This window comes from Microbacterium sp. CFBP9034 (genome assembly GCF_034045255.1).
GTDB lineage: Bacteria > Actinomycetota > Actinomycetes > Actinomycetales > Microbacteriaceae > Microbacterium.
The window spans coordinates 275386-300232 of record NZ_JAXCWC010000001.1; the positions used below are offsets into that span (position 1 = coordinate 275386).

A 24847-nucleotide genomic window follows, 5' to 3' on the forward strand; every position below is an offset into this window, starting at 1 on the left:
TGGCAAGATGGGTCGAACCACATCCCCGGTTCGATCAGGAGGGCATCGTGAGCCTCAGCCGCAAGCGCAAGAAGGAACTCCGCAAGCTCCAGTCCCAGGCGACCAACCTGTGGGAGGCCCAGCAGGTCCTCGTGGGCGAAGCTGCGAGCGTCGCACGGGCGGCGAGCAAGCAGCTCGGCGCACTCGGCCGTGAGCAGGTCAAGCCCCAGGTGCAGGCGAGCTACGAACGCTTCGCCGCCCCTTACGTGGACAAGGGCGTGAAGGTCTCGAGGAACGTGCTCGAGAAGAGTGTGGTCCCCGCGGCGGGCGCCGTCGTCGGCTCCGCGATGTCGGTGTGGGATGCCGCGAACGACACGCGCTCGCGCCTCGCCGCCGGTCAGGGCTTCTCGATCCCCGACGGAACGAAGTACTCGAAGAACATGGAAAAGTACGCCAAGCAGGCGACCAAGGCCATGTCGGCGAAGCTCGGCGTCCAGCCTCCGAAGAGGGGCATCAGCGCCGGTGGCGTCATCGCGATCATCCTCGGCGTCGCCGCGGCGCTCGGAGTGCTCTATGCCGCGTGGCAGACACTCCGCGCCGACGACGAGCTCTGGGTGGCCGACGACCCCCTCCGCGCCCCCGATGCCTGATGCCGGCTGAGTCCGGCGACGGACTCGACCGCGTCAGGGCTGCGGCATCCGCTCGCGATCTCACGATAGAGATCCGCGAGCGGCCGGTGGCGAACAGCCTCCCGGAGGCCGCGCAGCTGCTCGGCATCGCGCCCGCGGGCATCGTGAAGACCCTCGTGGTCAAGCGGAGCGATGACACGTTCCTGTTCGCTCTGGTGCCCGGGGACCGCTCGATCTCCTGGCCCAAGCTGCGCGCGGTGGTCGGAGTGAACAAGCTTCAGCTGCCCGACCCACAGCGTGCGCTCGATGCCACCGGCTACGAGCGGGGCACCATCGTCCCCATCGGCAGCTCCCACGACTGGCCGATCTACGCCGACGACCGGATCGTCGGCCAGCGCATCGCCATGGGAGCGGGCGCCCACGGGTACAGCCTGTTCGTCCACGCCGACGACCTCATCGCCGCGTACGGTGCGACGGTCGCCGACATCTCACAGGAGGCCGGGTAGCGGCATCCGCTCTACGGAGCCCCGGCCATCTCGAGAGCGATGTCGACGAGCTTCACCCGCTGCAGGCTGCGCACCTCGGCCAGGGGGAACCACTGCGCGCGGTCCGTCGTCCCGTCCACCTCGTTGCGGAGCCTGCCGCCGGTCACGTGCGCCCGGTAGATGATGCGCAGGGTGTGCAGGGGCTCGGTCACTCCGGCGGTGAGGCGTCGTCCGGGCGGGATGACGCGCGAATGGATGCCTAGCAGCTCGTCGATCGAGACCTTGTAGCCGGTCTCCTCGCGCACTTCCCGCCGCGCCGCGCTTTCCGGCTCTTCCCCCGGTTCGAGTCCGCCGCCGGGCATCGTCCACGCCGCACGCCGGCCCTCGTTCCAGTGGGCGAGCAGGATCCGCTCATCCTCGTCGATGACGACGGCATAGGCCGCCACGCGCAGATCCATGCTTCACCCTACCGACCGGCCGCTCGCGTGACGAGGCGCGCGTCCGGATGCCGCGATCAGACGTGGTGCACGGGAACGAGCGGGGCGATCGCCTCGTGCCGCGCCGCACGGCGCTCGCGGAAGCGCCCGATCGCGATGATCCCTGCGCCGATTCCGACGAATGCGGCGAAGATCGCGCCGATGTACATGCCGGCAGACGTCCACCCGCCCGCCCCGTGAGGATCGAGGAAGGGGTAGGGATACCACCACACGGTCGCGCCCGAGGGATCGGCGACCAGTTCGCCCCGGACCATCGTGTACACCAGCCACAGGAGCGGATAGCCGGCCAGGACGGGGAGCGTCCACCACGGCAGGCCGCGGCGCCGGGTCGCGAAGAAGAGGTCGGCGAGGAAGTACAGCGGCAGGACGACATGGAGCACCTCGATCGCATAGGCGTCGAGCGTCGCGATGCCGGCGGAGTCGCCGAGTGCGACCTCGGACGGCACGTCGCGCAGCAGGGCGTTGTAGACGAGCCCGAGCAGCAGCACGGGGCCGGTCACCAGCGCCATCGGAAGCGCGATGCCGAGCGGCTCGCGCGTCGTGCCGGGGTGCAGGCGCGACCACGCCGCTGCCGCCGTCAGCGCCCCGATGCTCAAGGTCGTCGAGACGATCGTGAAGAGACTGAAGTAGTTTGCGAGGACGATCGCCAGATCCTGCCCCTGTCTCGTCGCACGATCGACGTTGACGATGTAGCCCGCCGCGATTCCCGACAGCCCGATGGCCGCAGCCCCGAGCCTCAACCATGACCAATACATGATGACCCCTCTCCCGCGAACAACGCTGTTCGCTATTGGTGAGGCAGGTTTAGACCTCCACGTACACCAGGCGCCGAACTCTTGGCAGCAGTGGCTCGGATCAGCTGCACGTGCGGAATGTTTCTTTGTAGCCTGTCTACAGGGTGTCCACCGATTGGGGGACGAACCCCACAAAGGCCGGGAAAACGTGCGTCCGGAGGAGCATCATCAGCGCACCGAACCAGGGAGAATGCGAAAGGCCGGCCCGATGGGCCGGCCTTTTCACGCTGTGGAGCCTAGGAGATTCGAACTCCTGACATCCTGCTTGCAAAGCAGGCGCTCTACCAACTGAGCTAAGGCCCCGGGGCTGTTATGTGGGGGTACCAGGACTTGAACCTGGGACCTCTTCATTATCAGTGAAGCGCTCTAACCGCCTGAGCTATACCCCCGCCTGCTGCGGCGCTCGCGCGCCTTCAACCTCCAAGACTTTACCCGACGCTCGCGGTTTTCACGAATCGGGAGCCTGCGTCAGGACAGCGGAAACGAAATCGCCGGCCTCACGGATTTCTCCGCGAAGCCGGCGATCACCACGGCGGGCGTCAGTTGGAGGTGAAGCCCACCAGGAGCCCGCCGGTCACCTTGACCGCGAGGTTGTAGATGCCGGCGAGGACGGCGCCGAGCACCGTGACGACGACGAGGTTGAGGATGGCGACGATCGCGGAGAACGCCAGCACCTGCGGCAGGCTGACGAAGCTCGAGAGCAGGATGGTGCCGTCGGTGAAGTTGCCGAGGAACCCGTCGGCCTTCGTGATGAGACCGGTCGTCTGGACGACGAGGAACACCAGCACGAACGCCACGACGGTGACCACGGCGATCGCGATGGCAGCCAGGAACGACAGCTTCACCGCCGACCAGAAGTCGATGTACACCAACCGCAGACGGACCTGCTTGGCGCTCGTCTTGTGGCTGGACTTCTTGGCGAGCTTGTCGGCTACGGTGCTCATGCGTCAGTACTCTCTTCGGGGGTCTCGGGGGAGGCCTCAGGCCCTTCGGCAGGCTCAGGGACCGATCCGTCGGGGTCGGCGGCCTCTGCGTTCTCGGCCAGGCCCCGCTCTCCGTTCCGCGCGATGGCGATGATGCGGTCTTCGTCTGCGGCACGGGCGAATACGACGCCCATGGTGTCGCGTCCCTTGGCTGGGACCTCGGCCACGGCAGAGCGTACCACCTTGCCGCTGGCAAGAACCACCAAGACCTCGTCGTCGTCGGAGACGATCAGACCGCCCGCGAGGACTCCCCGATTGTCGGACAGACGGGCCACCTTGATGCCCAGTCCGCCGCGGGTCTGGCTGCGGTACTGGTCGACCGCAGTGCGCTTCGCGTAGCCGCCCTCGGTGACCACGAACACGTAGCCGTCGTCCCTCACGACCGAGGCGGAGAGGAGGCTGTCGTCCCCTCGGAACGACATGCCCTTGACGCCCTCGGTCGAGCGGCCCATCGGACGGAGCGCGTCGTCGCCCGCGGTGAAGCGCAGCGACATCCCGTGACGGCTGATGAGGAGGATGTCGTCGCCCGACTCGACGAGCATCGCGCTGACGACCTCATCGCCTTCGCGCAGCTTGATCGCGATGACGCCGCCCTGCCGGTTGGTGTCGTAGTCGGTGAGCTTCGACTTCTTGACGAGCCCGCTCTGCGTGGCGAGCACGAGGTGCGTCGCGACGGTGTAGTCGCGGATGTCGAGGATCTGAGCGATCTCCTCGTCGGGCTGCAGCGCGAGCAGGTTGGCGACGTGCTGGCCCTTGGCGTCGCGCCCCGCCTCCGGGACCTCGTACGCCTTGGACCGGTAGACGCGGCCCTTGGTCGTGAAGAAGAGGAGCCAATGGTGCGTCGTCGTCACGAAGAAGTGCTCGACGACGTCATCGGCCCGCAGCTGAGCGCCCTTGACGCCCTTGCCGCCGCGGTGCTGCGAGCGGTAGTTGTCGCTGCGCGTGCGCTTGATGTAGCCGTCGCGCGTAACGGTGAGCACCATCTCCTCTTCGGGGATGAGGTCCTCGATCGACATGTCTCCGTCGAACCCGTGCAGGATCTGCGTGCGACGGTCGTCGCCGAAGCGGTCGACGATCGCGACGAGCTCGTCGCGGATGATCGTGCGCTGGCGCATCTCGTCCGCGAGGATCGCCTTGAAGTCGGCGATCTGCAGCTCGAGGTCTGTCGCCTCGTCGATGATCTTCTGGCGCTCGAGCGCGGCCAGGCGGCGCAGCTGCATCGTCAGGATCGCGTCGGCCTGGAGGTCGTCGATGTCGAGCAGGGACTTCAGCCCCTCCCGCGCCTCGTCGACGGTGGGCGAGCGCCGGATGAGCGCGATGACCTCGTCCAGGGCATCGAGCGCCTTGAGGTAGGCGCGCAGGATGTGCATCCGCTCCTCGGCCTTGCGCAGCCGATAGGTGGTGCGGCGGACGATGACCTCGATCTGGTGGTCGATCCAGTGCGTGATGAAGCCGTCGAGCGGCAGCGTGCGCGGCACGCCGTCGACGATCGCGAGCATGTTCGCGCCGAAGTTCTCCTGCAGCTGCGTGTGCTTGTACAGGTTGTTCAGCACGACCTTGGCGACGGCATCCCGCTTGAGCACGATGACCAGACGCTGGCCGGTGCGGCCCGACGTCTCGTCGCGGATGTCGGCGATGCCGGTGATCTTGCCCTCGCGCGCCAGGTCGCTGATCTTCACGGCGACGTTGTCGGGGTTGACCTGGTACGGCAGCTCGGTGATCACGAGGCAAGTGCGGCCCTGGATCTCCTCGACGTTGACCACAGCGCGCATCGTGATGGAGCCGCGACCGGTGCGGTACGCGTCCTTGATGCCGCGCGTCCCGAGGATCTGCGCGTGGGTGGGGAAGTCGGGGCCGGGGATGCGCTCCATGAGCGCTTCGAGCAGCTCCTCGCGCGAGGCATCCGGATTCTCGAGAGCCCACAGGGCGCCGGCCGACACCTCGCGGAGGTTGTGCGGCGGGATGTTCGTCGCCATGCCGACGGCGATGCCGACCGAGCCGTTGACGAGGAGATTCGGGAACCGCGCCGGCAGGACCGTCGGCTCCTGCGTCTGGCCGTCGTAGTTGTCCTGGAAGTCGACCGTCTCTTCCTCGATGTCGCGCACCATCTCGAGCGCGAGCGGAGACATCTTGGTCTCGGTGTAGCGAGGGGCGGCAGCGCCCTGGTTGCCGGGGGAGCCGAAGTTGCCCTGGCCGAGAGCGAGAGGGTAGCGAAGCGACCACGGCTGCACCAGGCGGACAAGGGCGTCGTAGATCGGGGCGTCACCGTGCGGGTGATAGTGCCCCATGACCTCGCCGACGACACGGGCGCACTTCGAGAACGACTTGTCGGGACGGAAGCCGCCGTCGTACATGCCGTAGATCACGCGGCGGTGCACGGGCTTGAGGCCATCGCGCACGTCGGGCAGCGCACGCCCGACGATGACGCTCATCGCGTAGTCGAGGTAGCTGCGCTGCATCTCCAGCTGCAGGTCGACCTGGTCGATCTTGCCGTGGTCGTGCTCGGGCTCGGGACGTTCTTCGTCAGCCATGTGTTCTCAGTTCCTTCTGGCGCTTCGTCTGGGATCTCTCGCGGGGCGAGCGATCAGATGTCGAGGAAGCGCACATCCTTGGCGTTTCGCTGGATGAACCCTCGGCGGGACTCGACGTCCTCGCCCATCAGGATCGTGAAGATCTCGTCGGCGGCGGCGGCATCGTCGATGGTGACCTGCTTGAGCGTGCGGGTCTGGGGATCCATGGTCGTCTCCCACAGCTCGTGGTCGTTCATCTCACCGAGACCCTTGTAGCGCTGGATGCCGTTGTCCTTGGGGACGCGACGGCCGTTCGCGGCGCCGTCGACCAGGAGGGCGTCGCGCTCACGGTCGCTGTACGCGTACTCGTGCGGGGCGTTGGACCACTTGATCCGGTAGAGCGGAGGCTGAGCGAGGTACACGAACCCGGCGTCGATGAGCCCTCGCATGTAGCGGAACAGCAGCGTCAGCAGCAGCGTGGTGATGTGCTGGCCGTCGACATCGGCATCCGCCATCAGCACGATCTTGTGGTACCGGGCCTTCTCGATGTCGAAGTCCTCGCCGATGCCCGTGCCGAAGGCCGAGATCATCGCCTGGACCTCCTTGTTGCCGAGAGCACGATCGAGGCGCGCGCGTTCGACGTTGAGGATCTTGCCGCGCAGCGCGAGGATCGCCTGCGTGTGCGGGTCGCGACCCTGCACCGCCGAACCGCCGGCCGAGTCTCCCTCGACGAGGAAGATCTCGCTGATCGACGGGTCCTTGCTGGTGCAGTCCTTGAGCTTGTCGGGCATCGCGGCCGACTCGAAGACGCTTTTGCGGCGGGCGGTCTCACGCGCCTTGCGGGCGGCCAGACGTGCGGTCGCGGCGTCGATCGCCTTGCGGATGACGTTCTGGGCCTGCGCGGGGTTGCGGTCGAACCAGTCGCCCAGCTGGTCGCCGACGACCTTCTGCACGAACGCCTTCGCCTCGGTGTTGCCGAGCTTGGTCTTGGTCTGGCCCTCGAACTGCGGCTCGGAGAGCTTGACCGAGATGACGGCGGTGAGCCCTTCGCGCACGTCTTCGCCCGAGAGGTTGTCGTCCTTCTCCTTGAGGAGGTTCTTGGCGCGCGCGTACTTGTTCACCAGCGTGGTGAGCGCCGCGCGGAAGCCCTCTTCGTGGGTGCCGCCCTCGTGCGTGTTGATCGTGTTCGCGTAGGTGAACACGTTCTCGGTGTAGCTCGTCGTCCACTGCATGGCCAGCTCGAGCGCGATCTTGCGGTCGGTGTCCTCCGACTCGAAGTCGATGATCTCGTCGTTGACGACGTCCGCATGACGGACCTTGTTGAGGTGCTCGACGTAGTCGACGAGGCCCCGCTCGTAGAGGAAGCTGTCGTGGCGCGGCTGCAGCTCGTCGCTGTCGCCCGACTCGGACAGCTCGACGAGGCCTTCGGCGCGCTCGTCGCGCAGGCTGATGCGGAGGCCCTTGTTGAGGAAGGCCATCTGCTGGAACCGGGTGCGGAGGGTGTCGTAGTCGAAGTCGACGTTCTCGAAGATCGAGTCGTCCGGCCAGAACGTGATCGTCGTGCCGGTCTCACTGCTCTCCTCGCCCTGGGCGAGGGGCCCCTGCGGCTGACCGCCGTCACGGTAGGACTGCCGCCAGATGTGACCCTGACGCTTGACCTCGACCTCGAGGCGCGTCGAGAGGGCGTTCACCACAGACGAGCCGACGCCGTGGAGTCCGCCCGACACCGCGTATCCGCCGCCGCCGAACTTTCCGCCGGCGTGCAGCACGGTGAGCACGACTTCGACGGTGGACTTGCCTTCTCGGTGCATGTCCACCGGGATGCCGCGGCCGTTGTCGATGACGCGCACGCCGCCATCGCTGAGGATGGTGACGTCGATGAGGTCGCAGTACCCGGCGAGTGCCTCATCGACGGAGTTGTCGACGATCTCCTGCACGAGGTGGTGGAGGCCACGGGCGCCGGTCGAGCCGATGTACATGCCGGGGCGCTTGCGCACCGCCTCCAGACCTTCGAGCACCTGGATGTCGTCGGCCCCGTACTCGTTCTGAACCGTCTCAGCGGGTCGTGCTTCGGGTTCCTCTGGAGCGTTGTCGGGGTTCACGGACGTCATAAGTCAGGGCACTCCAGATCGTTCGGCAAGGGCACTGACAGTCTACCAAGTTCAGCCCCCGGTTCAGGGCTTATACGCCTCTCTGGCGCGAGGAAATCGTTCGAGACGATATCTGACGTGCCTCAGCCGTAGGTATCGCGCGGGCCACGCCCTGGAATCGTTCTGGGACCCCATTTCCAGGAGGGGACGTCGGGGCCGATGAAGCGGATCGCGTCGACCCCGGCGTCGGGGAATCGGAGGACGATCTCCGAGAGGATGTGCGCACGCATCAGCTGGAGTTGCTTCGCCCATGCTGTGGAATCCGCCTGCACTGTGAGCGTGCCTTCGGAGAAGGCGACCGGGCGAGTGTGCCGCGCGGTGTCCTCGCCGGCCACATCGGACCACGCGTGAACGACGTCCTCGCGGGCCAGCTGCTTGTCCCATCCGGCCTCCCGGGTGAGGTCGGAGAGCACGGCTCCGACGCCCCGCGGGTCGCGGCCGGCGGTGAACGGCGCGTTCTCGTCGTCGTCGGTGCGGCGTCGCTTCTTGCGGAAGGACCGAGCCGAGGGCTCGAGCCCGCGCAGGCGCAGATAGGTCGCCACGGTCTCCGGAACCGTCTCGACCGGGGTCTGTGACACCGGGCCTGCGCCCTCGGGCCGCGCGCCGGGCTCAGACATCCGCTGCCTCCACGATCGTGCCCGCCTCGACCCGCACGATGCGTGCGCGCAGGGCGGCGGGGACATCCTCCTCCACCGCGGCGGTCACGACCACCTGCTCGTAGCCGCCCGCCAGCTGGGCGAGCCGGGCGCGGCGGTCGGTGTCGAGCTCGGCGAAGACGTCGTCGAGGATCAGCACCGGGTCGCCGAGCCGTGATTCGGCACGCAGCAGCTCGGCCGAGGCCAGCCGCAGCGCGAGCGCCACCGACCAGGACTCGCCGTGCGAGGCGTAGCCCTTCACCGGGAGCCCGCGCACCCTCAGCACGAGGTCGTCACGGTGGGGTCCGACGAGGGTGATACCCCGGTCGAGCTCGGCGGAGCGACGGGAGGCCAGAGCGTGGCGGAACAGCTCCGAGATGCGGGTGGCGGATGCCGCGGCCGCCGGTGCGTCGGTGCCCTCCTCGGGATCGGCACCCGATACCGAGAGCACCCATTCCGCTTCGGGACGATGATCGGCGCCCGCGATGGACGTGTACGCCGCGGCGAGCGGCCCGGCGAGGTCGGCGGCCAGACCCAGGCGCGCCTCGATGACCTCTGTTCCCAGTGAGATCAGCTTGTCGTCCCAGACATCGAGCGTCGCCAGCGCATCGCCCCGGATGCCGCGGGCCTTCGCGGACTTCAGCAGAGCCGTGCGCTGCTTGAGCACGCGCTCATAGTCGGCCAGCACGCCGGCGAGACGCGGTGTGCGCTGGACGAGCAGCTGATCGGCGAATCGGCGGCGCCCGGACGGGTCGCCGCGCACGATCTGGAGGTCTTCCGGAGCGAAGAGCACGACCTGCGCGTAGCGCGGAAGCTCCGACGGCTTCACCGCGGCGCCGTTGACCCGCGCCTTGTTGGATCCCTGCCGGTTGAGCTGCGCCTCGAGCAGGACGTGACGCTCGCCGTGGACCAGCCGCGCGCGGATGATCGCGGCATCCGCTCCGTCGCGGACCATCGGGGCGTCGTTCGACACGCGGTGCGAGCCCAGGGTGGCGAAGAACCCGATCGCCTCGGCCAGGTTGGTCTTGCCCTGGCCGTTGCGGCCGACGAAGACGTTGGGACCGGGTGCGAGCGTGACATCGGCGACCGCGTAGTTGCGGAAGTCGACGAGACTCAGCTGCTCCACGATCACCGGTCAAGCCTAATGAGCGGCGCCGACGCGCGGTTTCTGTGCGACGGCCGCTGCGCGGGAACATGCTCCGGCGTGCTTACCCTGCGACGTCGACTTCGTCGTCGGCGCCACGCCAGTCCCGATGCCCGCACGCTCTCCGCATGATCCCGCTCCGCGCGTTGCTCGGATTTCCGGTGCCGGAGGTGAGACCCGGAAGGGATAGGAGGGATGAGAAGGTCAGCGGAGGAGGAGATTGGGCTGCAGCAGGTAGCGGAACGAATCCGCGCCGGCCTTGTCGACCGAGGTCTGCGGAGTGATCAGCACGGGGCTCAGCTTGTTCGCGTTCTCGCTCGAGGTGAACGTGATGCGCACGAACTCGCTCTTCACCGCGCTGAGCGACTCGAGCAGATACTGGGGGTTGAGGCCGAGGGTGACGTCCTCGCCGACCAGGTTGGCGTCGACGGACTCGGTGGCCCGCGCCTGCTCGGTGCCCGAGGCATCCATCGACACGCTGTCGGTCGTGAACGTGAACCGCAGCGGGGCCGACCGGTCGAGCACCAGCGACACACGGCGCACGGCTTCGGCGAGCTCGGCCGTGTTCACCACGGCGTGGTGCTCCGTCGCCTCGGGGAAGAGCCGGCGGACGGGAGGGAAGTTGCCCTTGATCAGCAGCGACGTCACGGTCTTGTTGCCCGCCGTGAACGCGATGATCTCGCGGTCGCCGGATCCGGAGAACGTGATCGAGATGTCGCCGCCGTGGGCGAAGGTCTTGCCGACCTCGGTGAGCGTGCGCGCCGGAACGAGGGCCGCGGTGGGCTCGTCGGAAGCGGAGTCGCCGCCGTCCCACGGGATCTCTCGCAGTGCGACGCGGTAGCGGTCGGTCGCGACGAGGCTGAGGCCGGTGCCCGAGACTTCGAGCTGGACGCCGGTGAGGACCGGAGTGACGTCATCGCGGGATGCCGCGAACGCCACCTGTGCGATGGCGGTTCCGAAGTCCTCGGCCGGGACGAGTCCGGAGTCGCCACTCACCTCAGGGATGGCGGGGTACTCCTGCACCGGCATCGAGGCGAGGGTGAACCGCGCGGAGCCGCAGGTCAGCAGGATGCCGCCGTCTTCGTCCACCTCGACCTGGATCGGCGCGTTGGGCAGCCGGCTCGCGATCTCGGAGAGCAGACGGCCGTGCACGAGGATCGTGCCGGGATCGTCGACGGTCGCCTCGATGGTCGTGCGGGCGGATGCCTCGTAGTCGAACGCCGCGAGCGACAGGCCGGCCTCGGAGGCCTCGATCAGCACACCGGCCAGGATCGGCTGCGGATTGCGCTGAGGCAGGAGCTTGACGACGAACGACACGGCTTCGCTGAACACATCGCGATTGACGTGGAACTTCACGAATGCTCCCTCGGCTCCGGGTTGGGCCTTCTCATGCTAGTGGCAGGCCGGTCCGATGCTAGTCCCGAAGAGAGACGGCTTCCGTCCACCGCACTTTCCACCGTCAAGGTGATCGGACTCCTTCTTCATCAATCTCTTTTTGTCATGGTGTTAACCGCTGTGGAAACTGTGGACAACTCGGCGCATCCCTGTGAGGACAGGGAAACCACACCGTTGTGAGTTGTGGAGTGGCTGCGGAACGAGGTCCGGAAGGTTCGGTGCCGAGGCGCGGCTGTTCCGGATTCATCCACAGGTTCGCCCCCGCCGTTCACAATGTTTCCGCAGGGCCGCAGAGTTATCCACAGGTTTTCCACACTGTGAAGAACGGAAATAATGGCCCTGCTCCGGGCGCGTGTCAAGCACTTCTTGCGGCATATGTCCGCAGGTGCCGTCAGCGGCCGGTACGGCCCAGCTGAGTGGTGATCTCGGACACCTGGTTGTAGATGGAGCGACGCTCTTTCATGAGCTCGCTGATCTTCTTGTACGCGTACATCACCGTGGTGTGATCGCGATTTCCGAACAGCTGCCCGATCTTCGGCAGGGACAGGCTGGTCCGCTCACGGCAGAGGTACATCGCGATCTGACGGGCCTGCGCGACGGACTGCGACCGGCTGGAGCCGTACAGGTCGTCGACGGTCAGCTTGAAGTACGCGGCCGTCGCCGTGATGATGTCGGTCGGCGAGATGACGTTGGCGTCGTCCTGATCGACGATGTCGCGCAGCACGGTCTGTGCGAGCGACATGTCGAGCGTCGAGCGATTGAGGCTCGCGAACGCCGACACGCGGATCAGCGCGCCCTCGAGCTCGCGGATGTTCGACGACACGACGGTGGCGATGTACTCGAGCACCTCGTCGGGAATGTGCAGCCGCTCGCTCTGCGCCTTCTTACGCAGGATCGCGATGCGGGTCTCGAGGTCGGGCGCCTGCACATCGGTGATCAGGCCCCACTCGAACCGGCTGCGCATGCGGTCCTCGAAGCCGGTGAGGTGCTTCGGCGGGACGTCGCTCGTGATGACGACCTGCTTGTCGTGATCATGGAGCGTATTGAAGGTGTGGAAGAACGCCTCCTGCGTCTCGGCGCGACCCTGGAGGAACTGGATGTCGTCGATCAGGAGGATGTCGACGTCCCGGTAGCGGGCTTGGAACGCCGAACCGCGGTTGTTCGCGATCGAGTTGATGAAGTCGTTCGTGAATTCCTCGCTCGACACATAGCGCACGCGGATGCCGGCATAGAGGCTGAGCGCGTAGTCGCCGATCGCGTGCAGGAGGTGCGTCTTGCCGAGTCCGGAGTCCCCATAGATGAAGAGCGGGTTGTAGGCCTTGGCCGGCGCCTCCGCGACCGCGACGGCGGCCGCGTGGGCGAAGCGGTTGGACTGGCCGATGACGAAGTTGTCGAACGTGTACTTCGGGTTCAGTCGCGTATCGCTGCGCGAGACGGAGGATGCCGCATCCGGCGTCTCTTCACGCGTCTGCCGGGTGACGGCGACCGGCGCAGGCGCTGATTGACTCTGAACAGGGATGGGCGAGGTCAGGTGCGCGTCGACCAGGTCGGGATTCACCACGACGCGGAAGGTCGTCGGCGCACCGGGATCCTGCTCCCCCACCCGGGCGATGGCCTCCATGATCGGCGTGCGCATGCGCTTGGTGAACTGCGCCGCGGTCAGATCGTTGGGAACATCGAGGTACAGAGTCCCGCCCATGACGCCCTGCGGGACGGCGAGGCTCAGGAACCCCTGGAGCTGCGGCGTGATGCGGTCGTCGCCGACGAGCTCGTCCAGCACCGCCGACCAGACAGGAACATCTGGAACTTCGTGCGGTGACATGGCCCCCCCGGGTTGTTGATGAGTCCACGGGAGGCCGCGGAAAGATCACGCCGGGCCTGTGGATAACTGCCGGAGCCACGCTAGTCAGCAGGCGCCCCCGGAGCAAACTCCACTGTAGATCGGTCCGGTGTGTCGTTGCCAGGAGGGAAGATGGTTCCGCGGCATAATGCCCGGCGCAGGCGCTCAGTTTGAGTTCTCAGGCGGCTCGGCGTACCCTAAATCGGTTGACTTATGCCTACGCGGCAGTCCCTTTGTACGAAGCGTCTCCGGTCTCAGAGCCCCGGCGACACACGATCCGGAAGCGATCCTCATGAGCAAGCGCACATTCCAGCCGAACAACCGCCGTCGGGCCAAGAAGCACGGCTTCCGCGCCCGCATGCACACCCGTGCCGGCCGCAGCATCCTCGCCGCTCGTCGCGCCAAGGGGCGCACCGAGCTCTCGGCCTGACCCGAGCGGTGCTCGCGAGGCCGAACCGACTCACCAGCGGAGCGGAATACAAGGCCGTCGTCCGTCGGGGCCGTCGGTGTTCCGGCGCGCATACCGTGACCTATGTGAAACCCGCCGAGGCCGATGGCCCGGCGCGTTTCGGTTTCATCGTCAGCCGGCAGGTGGGCGGTGCCGTCGTCCGCAACACTGTTCGTCGACGCCTCAAGGCGCTCTGCGCCGAGTCGCTGCCCACCATCCGACCGGGGAACGACATCGTGATCCGCGCCCTTCCGAGTGCAGCGACCGTGTCCTTCGGCGAGCTCCGTGACGAGGTCGCCCGATGCCTCGCGAGGAGAGCCGCATGAGCGTCCTTCCGGCATACGCGCTCGGTGATGCGCACCTCCAGGCCTCGGATCTGGGTCGGACTGTCCCGCTCCTCCCCCGCAACGCCCTGCTCGCTCTGCTGCACGGCTACCGCGCCACGATCTCGCATACCTACGGGGACGTCTGCAAGTACTACCCGTCCTGCTCGGCGTACGCCGTCGGCGCCGTCCAGCAGCACGGTGCGATCAAAGGAACGGCCCTCACGGCCGCTCGTCTCGCCCGCTGTCACCCCTGGGCTGCCGGCGGCGTCGACGACGTCCCGGCACACTCGCACTTCCGGCACGCGCTGACCCCCCGGGGCTTCGTCGTGCCTGCATCCATTGGAAAGGACTGATCCTCCGCATGGATCTCTTGCTGCTCGCCTCGACGACGCCTGCTCCCGAGCCGGCCGCCGGTTTCGACCTCATCGGAACCATCCTCTGGCCGCTGAAGTGGGCGGTCGAGGCGGTGCTCGTCGCGTGGCACTGGTTCTTCACCGCGATCGGCCTTCCGCCGGCCGATGGCATCACGTGGGTGCTCTCGATCGTGGGCCTCGTCATCGTGGTCCGCTCGGCCCTGATCCCGCTGTTCGTCAAGCAGATCAAGAGCCAGCGGAAGATGATGGAAATCGCCCCTGAACTGCGAAAAGTTCAGGAGAAGTACAAGGGCAAGCGCGATCAGCTCTCTCGCGAGGCGATGAGCCGCGAGACGATGGCCCTGTACAAGAAGCACGGCACCACGCCCGTGTCGAGCTGCCTTCCGCTGCTCGTGCAGATGCCGATCTTCTTCGCCCTCTTCAGTGTGCTGAACGATGTCACCAAGCACTACAACGACGGTGTCGGCGGTGTGGGACTGCTGAACGCGGAGCTCACCGCGGAGTTCTACAACGCGAAGCTGTTCGGCGTCGCTTCGCTCCACGAGACGCTGATCGACGCCGTCAACACCGGCAACACCGCGGCGATCGCGATCCTCGCAACCCTCGTCGTCCTGATGATCGCGTCGCAGTTCTTCACGCAGCTGCAGATCATCTCGAAGAACCTCTCCCCCGAGGCCAAGACCGGCCAGGCGTACCAGATGCAGAAGGTCATGCTCTACGTTCTGCCCTTCGCCTTCGTCTTCTCCGGCGTGTTCTTCCCCCTCGGCGTCGTCATCTACTGGTTCGTCTCCAACCTCTGGACGATGGGACAGCAGTTCCTCGTCATCCGTGAGATGCCGACGCCCGGGTCCGAGGCGGCCAAGGAACGCGAAGAGCGCCTGGCTCGCAAGGGCAAGGCCATCGACGCGTCCGGCAAGGTCGTGCCGATGGAGAAGTACCTCGCGGAGCAGCAGCGCCTGTACGAAGAGGCCGAGAAGGCTCGCGCCACGACCCCCAAGCGCCAGCAGCCCGTTAGCAAGCAGCGGGCGAAGAAGCAGGGGCAGCAGAAGCCGGCACCGAAGCCCGACGCCGGCGATTCCGCCGGAAACGCCGCGGGCACGACGACCTGATCCCGTCCTGTCGATCTCCTTCCACGCCGAGCCATCCCGAGGACACCATGACCACGCCTGACACCGCCCCTACCGACGGGGCTGCCGCCCGCACCGCGGCGAGCGACTCGGCTCCCGCCGAGCGCGAGCCCGCCACCGTCGAGCAGCTCGAGCAGGAAGGCGACATCGCCGCCGACTTCCTCGAGGGCCTGCTCGACATCGCCGACATCGACGGCGACCTCGACCTCGACGTGCGCGCCGGCCGCGCGTACGTGTCGGTCGAAGCTCCCGAACGCGGCTCGGTCTCGCTCATCGCCGAGCCCGACACGGTGCAGGCGCTCCAGGAGCTCACGCGTATCGCGGTCCAGACGCGCACCGGCCGCTTCTCGCGCCTGATCCTCGACGTCGGCGGCTCCCGAGACGCTCGTCAGCGCCAGCTCGCCATCCTCGTGGATCGAGCGATCGACAAGCTCGAAGAGGGTGCGTCGCAGGCCTCGCTGCCCGCGATGTCGAGCTACGAGCGCAAGCTCGTCCACGACGTGGTCTCGGACAGGGGCTTCATCTCCGAGTCGTACGGCGAAGGTGCCGACCGCCACACGGTGATCCGACGCGGCTGACGCTGCGTTTCACGTGAAACATCGATGATCGAGATCGAGCCTGAACCCGCCGTCGCCGAGCGGCTGTTCGGCGATCGCATCGAGGTGGCCCGCCGGTTCACCGCCGCTCTGGGCGAGCACGGCGAAGAGCGTGGGCTCATCGGACCCCTGGAGCCACCGCGGCTCTGGAGCCGGCACATCCTGAACAGCGCGGTGATCGCTCCGCTGTTCTCGCCGGGTCGCGTGGGCGACATCGGGTCCGGCGCCGGACTTCCAGGGCTCGTGCTTGCGATTGCGCGTCCCGATGTCGAGTGGGTGCTCATCGAGCCCATGGAACGACGCGTCGCCTGGCTCACTGAGCAGGTCGAAGCGCTGGGCCTCGACAACGTCGAGGTCGTGCGCGCGCGGGCCGAGGACTGGAAGTCAGGGCCCGTGCTGGATGCGGTCACCGCCCGGGCTGTCAGCGCGCTGCGGACCCTCGTGCCGATCACTGCTCCCCTGGTTCGCAATGGCGGTGAGCTGATCCTGCTCAAGGGTGCCAGCGCGGGCAACGAGATCGAGGCCGCTCAGAAGCAGCTTCGGAAGTTCCGGGTCACGGATGCCCGCGTGGAGATCGTCGGCGAGGGCATCCTCGAGGAACCGTCCCGAGTGGTGCGCGGGACCGTTCGCTGAGATCGGATGCCGCGCCTCGCTGGTGTGTCGTCGCTCGCTTCGCTGCTGGATCTGTGACGCGTCAGGTCGCCCTGCGCGGCGGGTGGCTCGGATCGCCGACTCGGCCGGCTGTTGCGTGGCCTGGTGAGGTTGGGGAGAAACCACTGTCGGCGGGGGCGGTAGTTGACTGTCCGATTCGTAAGTGGCTCCCACGCCCTACTAGCGGCGGTAGAGAACGCTCACGATGTTTCACGTGAAACATCGTGTCCGCGGACGTGGACTGTGGACGAGAGCCCGGTCCATTTGGTCAATACGTCGATGACGGCGTTGCGGGGAGTGGTGGAGTCCTCCGGCGCCGGCGTGTGCGAGATGTTTCACGTGAAACACTGGGCGTGGTGGTGTGTGAGCTTGCATCGATGTTTCACGTGAAACATCTCCCCGGTGCCACAAAGCCGCGTGACGAAACGCGCTCAGCGTGGCGCGTCGTCGTCCCCCGCGGGACGCGACCGCCAGATGCGGATTGATCTGCCTCGCGTCCGGGGCGACTGCTCGGCCAACCGAATTCGTACTGGTTCAGGTTGCCGTTATCTTCAGGTCTCCTGCGGCCTCTTCCTCCGCAGGTCTCCGGTCCCGCCCGCGCTGGCTCTGTGAACGCGTATCCCCCCGCCCTGCCGCCTCGTTGGCCTCGTCCACGGGACCTCAGTTGGCGGGCGAGAAATCCGGCCGGGACGCGGGATTGGAAAGTTCGGGAACGAGTATCCACGGGCGGGCGACCGGACGGATCACGGTCGGGTCATCGCCCCGAGCTGACCCGTGTCTCGACGTGGTACACAGGCACTCGGCCGGCTCGGAGGTCATCGCACATCTTCGGGCGCCACCAACGTCCACCGTTCGCGACTCCGGAGGGGCAGTGAATCTCCGTGTCGCTAGCCGGCTTGCGCACCGAGAGGGCTCGACCAGGCGCGCAGTTCGTGGGCACAGCCGCGGGTGCGGACGTACGGGAGAGCCATCTGATGGGTCCTGCGTGGCAGAGGAGCGACGCGTCATCGATCCCATTCGGATCAATTGCCTGACTGTCAGAGGGATCACGGCCGAGAGACCGGGAAGCGGAGGAGGCGAGGTGTGGATGACCAGACGTGAACTGCTGACGTGCCGGGGGGATGTCCCAAACAGGGGGATGCCCCAAACGCGGGCTACGCAACGGGGCGGCGGCGGGCTACGGGCAACGGAGGTGACCTGATGACGAGCCCGGCATCGCCTACGCGGGCAACTGGAACAGGGGGCCGACAGGACGACGCGCCGGGCCGACAGGACCGTCGGCCGACTGGGCCTACAGGACGACGCACGCCAGGGCCGCGACAGGACAGCCGGCCGACTGGGCCTCCGGAACCACGCGACGAGGCTGACCACGCCAAGGATGAGCGGCGGGAGCAACGCGACACGGCGGACGCGCATGGAGGGCAGCCGACGGACGTCAACGGCACAGCCGGCCACGCAGACCTGACGAGCGCCCTCCACTCTGGCTTGGCGCGCTCAATGCGGACTCTGCTCGGTCGAGGCGAGCCCTCCGGCGGCGACACCGGATCGGCGTCATGTCCTGGAGCGAGATTGGTGAACAGTGGAGACTCCTCTCCCGTGCGGACGCTTCCAGGCTGGATCGACCGCTCGAGTCCGAGGAGACCTCGGTCCGATTTGAAGAATGAGCCGGCACTCGAGCGCTGCTAGCCCTCACTTTCACTGGCCGCAGCCCGAGCCCTACTTACCGGGCCGGCACCGCGACCGGCAATGAAACAGCCCCGAGCATTTCGGACCATCTTTGCTGCTGGAACGTGGCCAGGCATCCGTCCGTACTGAGCTGAGTGGACTCTAGGCCTCACATGTTTCACGTGAAACATCTTGTGCAGCAACCCATGTGGGACGAGCTGACACCTCCGAAGGGGCGCAACGGCTGAGGGGGAGTGTTTCACGTGAAACATCCCCCTCGACGTCGTCACAGTCGAGCAACCGAATCCTCGGAACCGGGATAGCCGCCGCGGCAGTGACATCCCCGCCGCCATTGCCGCGCCCGCACGCGGCGCGCGGCACGCAGCGCCGGTTCGGGGTGATGTTTCACGTGAAACGGCCATTTCCGCGGCGATCCGGAACGTGGCTGGGGACTGTCGCACTGGGAATCGGAGGCGGGTGCCGAATGCGAGACCCCGTACAGGTCAGTGGCGCGACTCCAGCGCCAGTCCACACCAGGACACACTGCGAGTCTCGGTGCAACCCGTGAGCCACGCTCGGCCAGGCCGACGGCCGCGCCGGCCATGCGAGCAAAGCGAGCAGGCACGTGTGTTGGGGCCTAGCGCCATCGCCAGACCAGGGTGGGAAGCTGGTCGACCGTCTGGACGTCGACCACTACGTCACCGCGAACACCGCCGCCACTCGCAGGCAACCAGCCGCGAAATCCAGCGAATGCGCCCCCGAAGACCGTCCCACCGGAGGGATCGTCGGTGGGGTCGGGATAGAGTGGAAGACGTTGTTCAACCGCTCGCGAAAGGGAGAGTGTTTCACGTGAAACAGCCCGACGAGGCGGCGGCCGAAGCACCCTTCTCGTTCGACGACACTCCTCTCGCCCGCGAAATCGCCGACCTTTCCGCGCGCCGACGCGTGCTCGAGAGCGCTGACGTACAGCTGACGGGCCGAACCCGTGTGCTGACGGTGTCGAATCAGAAGGGCGGCGTCGGCAAGACGACGACCGCCGTCAACATCGCTGCCGCGATGGTGTCTGTGGGCGCCCGGGTTCTGGTCATCGACCTCGATCCGCAGGGCAACGCCTCGACAGCGCTCGGCGTCCCGCACACCGCCGACATCCCGAGCGTCTATGACGTGCTGATCGACGAGTTCCCGCTGGCGGACATCGTCCAGGTCAGCCCGGAGTCGCCGAATCTGCTGTGCGCGCCGAGCACGATCCACCTGGCCGGCGCCGAGATCGAGCTGGTCTCCCAGGTCGCTCGCGAGCACCGGCTCCGCACCGCGCTCGATGAATACCTCGCGACGCTCGAGGAGCACATCGACTTCGTGTTGATCGACTGCCCACCGTCGCTGGGACTCCTCACGATCAACGCCTTCACCGCCGCGGGGGAGCTGCTCATCCCCATCCAGTGCGAGTACTACGCACTCGAGGGCCTGAGCCAGCTCCTCGGAACGGTGCGCATGATCCAGAAGCACTTGAACCCGCGCCTGACACTGTCGACCATCCTCCTCACGATGTACGACGGCCGCACGCGCCTCGCGCAGCAGGTCGCCGAGGAGGTGCGCGAGCACTTCCCGAAGGAAGTCCTGCAGAGCGTGATCCCACGGTCCGTGCGCGTCTCGGAGGCTCCGAGCTTCGGGCAGACCGTCATCGCCTACGATGGGCAGTCGGCCGGGGCGATCGCCTACCGCGAGGCCGCGGTCGAGATCATCAACCGCGACTCCGAGCTCGCGGCCGCACCGAACGCCGAATCGAAGATCGAAGGGGGTGCCTGATGGCCAAACGCACAGGGCTCGGACGGGGGATCGGCGCGCTGATCCCGACGACGGAGCAGGCGGAGGACCGTCCGTCCGACGTCTTCTTCCCCCGCGCTGTCACGGCCGACGACGTCGCCGAACTGGAGGCCTCCGCCGCCGAGCTGGTGCAGGTGCCGGGCGCGCACCTCGCGCACATCGATCCGCACTCCATCGTGCCGAATCCGCGTCAGCCTCGCACCCACTTCGACTCCGAGGATCTGGCCGAACTGGTGCACAGCGTGCGCGAGTTCGGGGTTCTGCAGCCGGTCGTCGTCCGGGCCAACGGGAACGGCGAGTACGAGCTCATCATGGGCGAGCGCCGCACCCGCGCCGCCCGTGAGGCCGGACTCACCTCGATCCCGGCCGTCGTCCGCGACACGGCGGACGAGCATCTTCTCCGCGATGCGCTGCTCGAGAACCTCCACCGCTCCGAGCTCAACCCGCTCGAGGAGGCGTCGGCGTACCAGCAGCTCCTCGAGGACTTCGGCATCACGCAGGAAGAGCTGGCGTCCCGAATCGGACGCTCCCGCCCTCAGATCAGCAACACCATCCGGCTCCTCAAGCTCCCGGTCCCGGTGCAGCAGCGCGTCGCCGCGGGTGTGCTCACTGCCGGCCACGCCCGCGCCATCCTGTCCCTCGACACCCCCGAGGCCATGCAGCGCCTCGCCGACAAGATCGTGAACGAAGACCTGTCGGTCCGCGCGGCCGAGGCGGCCGCGAAGCTTCCGGATGCCGCCGGCAGCCGTGCCCCGAAGCCACAGCCCGGCGCGCGCCGGGCTCACCTGGATGAGGTGGCCGAACGACTCGGCGACCGGCTGAACACGCGTGTGCGAATCTCACTGACGGCACGAAAAGGCCAGGTCAGTATTGATTTCGCGAGCATTCAGGACCTCAATCGCATTCTCGAGGAGATCGGCGAGAGCGGCTACGGATCAGCCTGAGTCAGTCCACCAGGTATCCCTCACGTCGGCGCGTCGACCTGGAGCGCCGCGGCCCGGCGGAGGAGCACGGCGGCCTCCGCCTCGTTTCCGGGAAGCTCAGCGGCAACGCGGAAGCTCGCGGCCGCGGCATCCGCTTCCCCCAGGCGTTCCAGCAGCTCAGCCCGGACAGCGTGCCACGGCCGGAAGTCGCCCAGCTCCGGCTCGAGCTCCGCGACGACCGACAGAGCAGCCGCCGGACCTTCGGCCATCGACACGGCGACGGCGCGGTTGAGTCGCACCACCGCTGACGGTGCGAGCGCCTCCAGCGCGTCGTAGAGGCTCAGGATGCGATCCCAGTCGGTTTCCTCGAAGGATGGCGCGACCGCGTGGCACTCGGCGATGGCGGCCTGCAGTCCGTAGTAGCCCAGGCCGCGGCCCGCGGCATCCGCTCGTGCCATTGCCTCTCGGCCGCGAGCGATGGAGGAGCGGTCCCACCGTTGGCGGTCCTGCTCGGCGAGGGTCAGCGGCAGCCCGTCGGGATCGATCCGACTTGCGAAGCGGGATGACTGGAACTCCATGAGAGCGATCAGCGAGTCGATCTCGGGCTCACCCGGCATCAGGGCCGACAGCTGCCGCGCCAGCCGCACCGCCTCGCGCGCGACGTCCGGCCGCACAGGCCGATCCCCGACCGCGGCGGCGTAGCCCTCGGTGAAGAGGAGGTAGATGACCTGGAGCACACTGGCGAGCCGGGCCGGGCGCGAGGCGCGGTCCGGAACCTCGAACGGCACGCCGGCCTCGGACAGCGTCCGCTTCGCGCGCACGATGCGCTGCTGCACGGTCGGCACGGTCATGAGCAGCACGCGAGCGATCTGCTCGGTCGTGAGGCCGGCCACCGTGCGCAGGGTGAGCGCGAGTCGAGCCTGTGCGGGAAGCACGGGGTGGCACGCGATGAAGACCAGGCGAAGGACATCGTCCTCGATGTGGTCGGGATCGGCGAGGTCCGGCACGGAGTCATGCTGCTCGGCTTCGCGCACCTCGACCGCGAACAAGGGCTCACGAAGGGCGAGGCGCTCCCGCCGCCGCCACCCGTCGATCGCGCGACGCTTTGCCACCGAGAGGAGCCAGGCGCCCGGGTTGTCGGGGATGCCGCTCTCAGGCCACTTCGCGATCGCTTCGAGGAGGGCATCCTGAGCGAGATCCTCGGCCCAGGCGAAGTCGCCGGTGTGCCGGATGAGGGCGGCGACGATGCGCGCTGACTCCGCCCGCCAGACGGCCTCGACCGCGCGACGAGCGTGGGAATCCTCGATCATCCTGCCAGCGTAGGCGCGTAACGGGCCGACGCGTCCGAAGGGCGTCGTACCCTGGAATGGTGCCGCCAGAACAACAGACTCCGCGCCGCCGCGCCAGTCTCGAGCTCCTGCGTGCCGAGGCGTCCGACGAGCTGGCGGTCGTGATCGCCGAACGCCTGCGGGCGGGCGAAGACCCCTGGGACTTCATGGAGGACCTGCCGACGGTCGACGAGCTCGTGGTCTTCACCCTCCGCGCGGAGAACATCGAGGCGAACGGCGGCTCCCGTCCGAACGCCGCCCGCCACTACCGGGTGCTGCGCCAGATCGCCCTCGAGTACCCGCCGCTCACCGAAGCGGTGTGGCGACTGCTGGGCGACGCGAACACGCACCGTCGCTGGGATGCGACGGTGCGTGCCGATGCGTCCTGAGCTCACGCGCTCGGACTCATGAGTTGGTGGCGCGCCACTCCTGCTCCTTCGAGATCCACTCGTTGTCAGGCATGTCGAAGTCGCTCAACTCGTTCACTCGACGCACCTCGAGCCCGACACCGGGCCCGAGCGGGCACTTCTTCGCCCAGTGCTCCGCCTCTTCGCGGCTGGCGACCTCGAGGATCCAGAAGCCGGTGAAGACTTCGCGCGCCTCGGCGTACGGCCCATCGGTCACCACCGGAGGAACCGAGGTGAAGTCGACGCGGAACCCCTCGCTCGCGTCGGAGAGCCCTTCGGCCGACAGGAAGACGCCGGCCTTCTGCAGTTCCTCGTTGTAGGCGCCCATCGCCGCGACGACCTGTTCCATGTCGAGATCCTCCGCCGCGCGTGCAGCAGCTTCGGGCTCCACCTGCATGATCAGCATGTAACGCATGTCCCGCTCCTTCGTCGTTGTGAGCCGACCGGCTCGCAGGGCCGCTCCGGCCCCTTCACTCCGTGCGTCGAACGACGGACGCCCGGATCGACATCCTTCCTGAAATCGATCTCAGAATCGATGGATGCCGTAGGCGGCATGTATGCGAAAACCCCGGTGACCAGGGATTCTTCGAGGAAACGAAGAAACGGTCACCGGGGCGCACGGCAGGAGCCGTGAAGGTTACGCGATGTACGCGGCGAGGTCCTGCTCGAGGGCGAACTTCGGCTTCGCGCCGATGATCGTCGTCTCGACCTGTCCCTTGTTGAAGACCTTCATCGCCGGGATCGAGGTGATCTGGTACTTCATGGCCAGGTCGGGGTTCTCGTCCACATTGAGCTTCAGGACCGTGATCTTGTCCGGGTGCTCGGACTGGATCTGGTCGAGCACAGGCGCGACCATGCGGCACGGTCCGCACCACGCGGCCCAGAAGTCCACGAGCACGGGGCCTTCAGCCTGAAGCACGTCCTGCTCCCACGTGGCCGATGTCGTCGCCTTGGCGGTCATGATCTCTCCTTCGATGGCAAAGTATGTCGTTTGTTCGAACACGCGACGCGGTGGGATTGTTCCACGCGCGAATGCGGGTGGAAGTCAGGCGGCGTCGGCCTCGGGGAGGCCCTCGATCTGATCGGCATCCACGGCCGGAGCGCCCGCCTCGCCGACGGAAGCCAGGTAGTGCTCGACGTCGAGAGCGGCGACGGTTCCGCTGCCGGCCGCGGTGACGGCTTGACGATAGGTGGGATCGATGACGTCGCCGGCCGCGAAGACGCCAGTGACCGAAGTCCGCGAGGAACGCCCGTCGACCCAGATGGTGCCCTCGGGGGTCAGTTCGAGCTTCTCGTGCACGAGGTGCGTGCGGGGGTCGTTGCCGATCGCGACGAACAGGCCGTCCAGCGCGAGGTCGCTGCGGGTGCCGTCCACCAGGTTCTCCAACACGACGCCTGTCACCGCGTCGTCACCCAGCACGTCGACGACCTCGCTGTTCCAGACGAACTCGATCTTCTCGTTGGCGAACGCGCGCTCCTGCATGATCTTCGAGGCGCGAAGCTCGCCACGGCGGTGGATCACGTAGACCTTCGAGGCGAACTTCGTGAGGAACGTCGCCTCCTCCATCGCCGAATCGCCGCCTCCGACGACCGCGATGACGCGCTCACGGAAGAAGAAGCCGTCGCAGGTCGCGCAGTACGACACTCCGCGGCCCGACAGGCGCTCTTCACCCTCGATGCCGATCTTGCGATGGGCCGATCCGGTGGCGTAGACGATCGACCGGGCTTCGTACTCGGCACCGCTGCCGAGCTTGACCTTCTTGACGGGGCCGTCCAGCTCGAGCGACACGACGTCGTCGAACAGCACCTCGGCGCCGAATCGCTCGGCCTGCTCCTGCATCTTCGTCATGAGGTCGGGGCCCTGGATGCCCTCGGGGAAGCCGGGGAAGTTCTCCACGTCGGTGGTGGTCATCAGGTCTCCGCCGGCCTCGACGGAGCTCGCGACCACAAGAGGCTCGAGATTGGCGCGCGCCGCGTAGATGGCCGCCGTGTAGCCCGCAGGCCCCGAACCGATGATGATGACGTGACGCACCAGCGCCCCCTTCTGTTTCGGGACGGAAAGCCCCAGATGACTAAACACATGGTAGCCGTGCGGCATTCCACCGCTGCGGTCGGCGCCGGCCCGCCGCGACCCCTG

At 67.3% G+C, this 24847-nt stretch carries 24 protein-coding genes and 2 tRNA genes; 11 read left to right on the forward strand and 15 right to left on the reverse strand.

Annotation, left to right across the window (positions count from 1 at the left end; genetic code table 11):
• Nucleotides 1-47 precede the first annotated feature (47 nt).
• Both SOM19_RS01195 and SOM19_RS01200 read left to right on the forward strand, forming a co-directional pair.
• On the forward strand, nucleotides 48-629 hold the full coding sequence (locus SOM19_RS01195; protein WP_320484726.1) for a DNA helicase: 582 nt from the start codon (nucleotides 48-50) through the stop codon (nucleotides 627-629).
• Complete coding sequence (locus tag SOM19_RS01200) at nucleotides 629-1114, forward strand: aminoacyl-tRNA deacylase (protein ID WP_320484727.1); 486 nt, start codon at nucleotides 629-631, stop codon at nucleotides 1112-1114. Before SOM19_RS01195 ends, SOM19_RS01200 begins: the two co-directional genes overlap by 1 nt.
• A gap of 11 nt (nucleotides 1115-1125) precedes the next feature.
• Here SOM19_RS01200 and SOM19_RS01205 read toward each other — a convergent pair whose 3' ends face one another.
• The 11 genes from SOM19_RS01205 to dnaA form a co-directional block, all read right to left on the reverse strand.
• On the reverse strand, nucleotides 1126-1551 hold the full coding sequence (locus tag SOM19_RS01205; protein ID WP_320484728.1) for an NUDIX hydrolase: 426 nt from the start codon (nucleotides 1549-1551) through the stop codon (nucleotides 1126-1128).
• 56 nt (nucleotides 1552-1607) lie between these two features.
• Nucleotides 1608-2345, reverse strand: coding sequence for a Pr6Pr family membrane protein (locus tag SOM19_RS01210; RefSeq protein ID WP_320484729.1), 738 nt, complete (start codon nucleotides 2343-2345; stop codon nucleotides 1608-1610).
• Between the two features lie 269 nt (nucleotides 2346-2614).
• Nucleotides 2615-2687: transfer RNA gene (locus tag SOM19_RS01215), tRNA-Ala, on the reverse strand.
• Nucleotides 2688-2699: 12 nt separating this feature from the next.
• Nucleotides 2700-2773 (reverse strand) — tRNA-Ile (locus SOM19_RS01220).
• A 150-nt stretch (nucleotides 2774-2923) separates the two neighbouring features.
• Nucleotides 2924-3328: a DUF3566 domain-containing protein gene (locus tag SOM19_RS01225; protein ID WP_320484730.1), complete on the reverse strand. Its 405-nt coding sequence runs from the start codon at nucleotides 3326-3328 to the stop codon at nucleotides 2924-2926.
• Nucleotides 3325-5898 (reverse strand): DNA gyrase subunit A, encoded by a 2574-nt coding sequence (gyrA, locus tag SOM19_RS01230; RefSeq protein ID WP_320484731.1) that lies wholly within the window; start codon nucleotides 5896-5898, stop codon nucleotides 3325-3327. The genes SOM19_RS01225 and gyrA overlap by 4 nt, the downstream gene beginning before the upstream one ends.
• Before the next feature lie 53 nt (nucleotides 5899-5951).
• Nucleotides 5952-7988: a DNA topoisomerase (ATP-hydrolyzing) subunit B gene (gene gyrB, locus SOM19_RS01235; protein WP_320484732.1), complete on the reverse strand. Its 2037-nt coding sequence runs from the start codon at nucleotides 7986-7988 to the stop codon at nucleotides 5952-5954.
• Between the two features lie 122 nt (nucleotides 7989-8110).
• Nucleotides 8111-8644 (reverse strand): DciA family protein, encoded by a 534-nt coding sequence (locus SOM19_RS01240; RefSeq protein ID WP_320484733.1) that lies wholly within the window; start codon nucleotides 8642-8644, stop codon nucleotides 8111-8113.
• On the reverse strand, nucleotides 8637-9794 hold the full coding sequence (recF, locus tag SOM19_RS01245; protein WP_320484734.1) for a DNA replication/repair protein RecF: 1158 nt from the start codon (nucleotides 9792-9794) through the stop codon (nucleotides 8637-8639). Before recF ends, SOM19_RS01240 begins: the two co-directional genes overlap by 8 nt.
• A gap of 216 nt (nucleotides 9795-10010) precedes the next feature.
• Entirely contained in the window at nucleotides 10011-11162 is a 1152-nt protein-coding gene (gene dnaN / locus SOM19_RS01250; protein ID WP_320484735.1) for a DNA polymerase III subunit beta, read from the reverse strand.
• A 430-nt stretch (nucleotides 11163-11592) separates the two neighbouring features.
• Nucleotides 11593-13023 (reverse strand): chromosomal replication initiator protein DnaA, encoded by a 1431-nt coding sequence (gene dnaA / locus SOM19_RS01255; protein WP_320484736.1) that lies wholly within the window; start codon nucleotides 13021-13023, stop codon nucleotides 11593-11595.
• A gap of 310 nt (nucleotides 13024-13333) precedes the next feature.
• Here dnaA and rpmH point away from each other — a divergent pair, with 310 nt between their 5' ends.
• The 8 genes from rpmH (at nucleotide 13334) to SOM19_RS01295 (ending at nucleotide 20996) form a co-directional block, all read left to right on the forward strand.
• Nucleotides 13334-13471 (forward strand): 50S ribosomal protein L34, encoded by a 138-nt coding sequence (gene rpmH, locus SOM19_RS01260; protein ID WP_320484737.1) that lies wholly within the window; start codon nucleotides 13334-13336, stop codon nucleotides 13469-13471.
• 8 nt (nucleotides 13472-13479) lie between these two features.
• On the forward strand, nucleotides 13480-13815 hold the full coding sequence (gene rnpA, locus SOM19_RS01265) for a ribonuclease P protein component (RefSeq protein ID WP_320484738.1): 336 nt from the start codon (nucleotides 13480-13482) through the stop codon (nucleotides 13813-13815).
• A complete protein-coding gene (gene yidD, locus SOM19_RS01270; RefSeq protein ID WP_320484739.1) occupies nucleotides 13812-14168 on the forward strand; it encodes a membrane protein insertion efficiency factor YidD in 357 nt (118 codons plus the stop codon). The genes rnpA and yidD overlap by 4 nt, the downstream gene beginning before the upstream one ends.
• A gap of 8 nt (nucleotides 14169-14176) precedes the next feature.
• Nucleotides 14177-15298, forward strand: coding sequence for a membrane protein insertase YidC (gene yidC / locus SOM19_RS01275; RefSeq protein ID WP_320484740.1), 1122 nt, complete (start codon nucleotides 14177-14179; stop codon nucleotides 15296-15298).
• 47 nt (nucleotides 15299-15345) lie between these two features.
• On the forward strand, nucleotides 15346-15894 hold the full coding sequence (locus SOM19_RS01280) for a Jag family protein (protein WP_320484741.1): 549 nt from the start codon (nucleotides 15346-15348) through the stop codon (nucleotides 15892-15894).
• 24 nt (nucleotides 15895-15918) lie between these two features.
• Complete coding sequence (rsmG, locus tag SOM19_RS01285; RefSeq protein WP_320484742.1) at nucleotides 15919-16545, forward strand: 16S rRNA (guanine(527)-N(7))-methyltransferase RsmG; 627 nt, start codon at nucleotides 15919-15921, stop codon at nucleotides 16543-16545.
• Nucleotides 16546-19077: 2532 nt separating this feature from the next.
• Nucleotides 19078-20034, forward strand: coding sequence for a ParA family protein (locus SOM19_RS01290; RefSeq protein WP_320484743.1), 957 nt, complete (start codon nucleotides 19078-19080; stop codon nucleotides 20032-20034).
• Nucleotides 20034-20996 (forward strand): ParB/RepB/Spo0J family partition protein, encoded by a 963-nt coding sequence (locus SOM19_RS01295; protein ID WP_320484744.1) that lies wholly within the window; start codon nucleotides 20034-20036, stop codon nucleotides 20994-20996. Before SOM19_RS01290 ends, SOM19_RS01295 begins: the two co-directional genes overlap by 1 nt.
• A gap of 20 nt (nucleotides 20997-21016) precedes the next feature.
• Here SOM19_RS01295 and SOM19_RS01300 read toward each other — a convergent pair whose 3' ends face one another.
• Nucleotides 21017-22285, reverse strand: coding sequence for an RNA polymerase sigma factor (locus SOM19_RS01300; protein ID WP_320484745.1), 1269 nt, complete (start codon nucleotides 22283-22285; stop codon nucleotides 21017-21019).
• A gap of 56 nt (nucleotides 22286-22341) precedes the next feature.
• Here SOM19_RS01300 and SOM19_RS01305 point away from each other — a divergent pair, with 56 nt between their 5' ends.
• Complete coding sequence (locus tag SOM19_RS01305) at nucleotides 22342-22692, forward strand: tryptophan synthase subunit alpha (RefSeq protein WP_320484746.1); 351 nt, start codon at nucleotides 22342-22344, stop codon at nucleotides 22690-22692.
• A 16-nt stretch (nucleotides 22693-22708) separates the two neighbouring features.
• On the opposite strand, the gene SOM19_RS01310 is transcribed toward SOM19_RS01305, so the two are convergent.
• The 3 genes from SOM19_RS01310 to trxB form a co-directional block, all read right to left on the reverse strand.
• Entirely contained in the window at nucleotides 22709-23125 is a 417-nt protein-coding gene (locus tag SOM19_RS01310) for a YciI family protein (protein WP_320484747.1), read from the reverse strand.
• Nucleotides 23126-23347: 222 nt separating this feature from the next.
• Complete coding sequence (trxA, locus tag SOM19_RS01315; RefSeq protein WP_320484748.1) at nucleotides 23348-23671, reverse strand: thioredoxin; 324 nt, start codon at nucleotides 23669-23671, stop codon at nucleotides 23348-23350.
• 84 nt (nucleotides 23672-23755) lie between these two features.
• The gene (trxB, locus tag SOM19_RS01320; RefSeq protein WP_320484749.1) at nucleotides 23756-24742 is read right to left on the reverse strand and encodes a thioredoxin-disulfide reductase; all 987 of its coding nucleotides are present in this window, start codon (nucleotides 24740-24742) and stop codon (nucleotides 23756-23758) included.
• Nucleotides 24743-24847 lie beyond the last annotated feature (105 nt).

Bases quoted from the DNA above. Each gene is read 5' to 3' on its own strand.
- SOM19_RS01200 (WP_320484727.1), top strand. From the start codon at position 629: ATGCCGGCTGAGTCCGGCGACGGACTCGACCGCGTCAGGGCTGCGGCA.
- SOM19_RS01205 (WP_320484728.1), bottom strand. From the start codon at position 1,551: ATGGATCTGCGCGTGGCGGCCTATGCCGTCGTCATCGACGAGGATGAG.
- SOM19_RS01210 (WP_320484729.1), bottom strand. From the start codon at position 2,345: ATGTATTGGTCATGGTTGAGGCTCGGGGCTGCGGCCATCGGGCTGTCG.
- SOM19_RS01225 (WP_320484730.1), bottom strand. From the start codon at position 3,328: ATGAGCACCGTAGCCGACAAGCTCGCCAAGAAGTCCAGCCACAAGACG.
- gyrA (WP_320484731.1), bottom strand. From the start codon at position 5,898: ATGGCTGACGAAGAACGTCCCGAGCCCGAGCACGACCACGGCAAGATC.
- gyrB (WP_320484732.1), bottom strand. From the start codon at position 7,988: ATGACGTCCGTGAACCCCGACAACGCTCCAGAGGAACCCGAAGCACGA.
- SOM19_RS01240 (WP_320484733.1), bottom strand. From the start codon at position 8,644: ATGTCTGAGCCCGGCGCGCGGCCCGAGGGCGCAGGCCCGGTGTCACAG.
- dnaA (WP_320484736.1), bottom strand. From the start codon at position 13,023: ATGTCACCGCACGAAGTTCCAGATGTTCCTGTCTGGTCGGCGGTGCTG.
- rpmH (WP_320484737.1), top strand. From the start codon at position 13,334: ATGAGCAAGCGCACATTCCAGCCGAACAACCGCCGTCGGGCCAAGAAG.
- yidD (WP_320484739.1), top strand. From the start codon at position 13,812: ATGAGCGTCCTTCCGGCATACGCGCTCGGTGATGCGCACCTCCAGGCC.
- yidC (WP_320484740.1), top strand. From the start codon at position 14,177: ATGGATCTCTTGCTGCTCGCCTCGACGACGCCTGCTCCCGAGCCGGCC.
- SOM19_RS01280 (WP_320484741.1), top strand. From the start codon at position 15,346: ATGACCACGCCTGACACCGCCCCTACCGACGGGGCTGCCGCCCGCACC.
- rsmG (WP_320484742.1), top strand. From the start codon at position 15,919: ATGATCGAGATCGAGCCTGAACCCGCCGTCGCCGAGCGGCTGTTCGGC.
- SOM19_RS01295 (WP_320484744.1), top strand. From the start codon at position 20,034: ATGGCCAAACGCACAGGGCTCGGACGGGGGATCGGCGCGCTGATCCCG.
- SOM19_RS01300 (WP_320484745.1), bottom strand. From the start codon at position 22,285: ATGATCGAGGATTCCCACGCTCGTCGCGCGGTCGAGGCCGTCTGGCGG.
- SOM19_RS01305 (WP_320484746.1), top strand. From the start codon at position 22,342: ATGGTGCCGCCAGAACAACAGACTCCGCGCCGCCGCGCCAGTCTCGAG.
- SOM19_RS01310 (WP_320484747.1), bottom strand. From the start codon at position 23,125: ATGCGTTACATGCTGATCATGCAGGTGGAGCCCGAAGCTGCTGCACGC.
- trxA (WP_320484748.1), bottom strand. From the start codon at position 23,671: ATGACCGCCAAGGCGACGACATCGGCCACGTGGGAGCAGGACGTGCTT.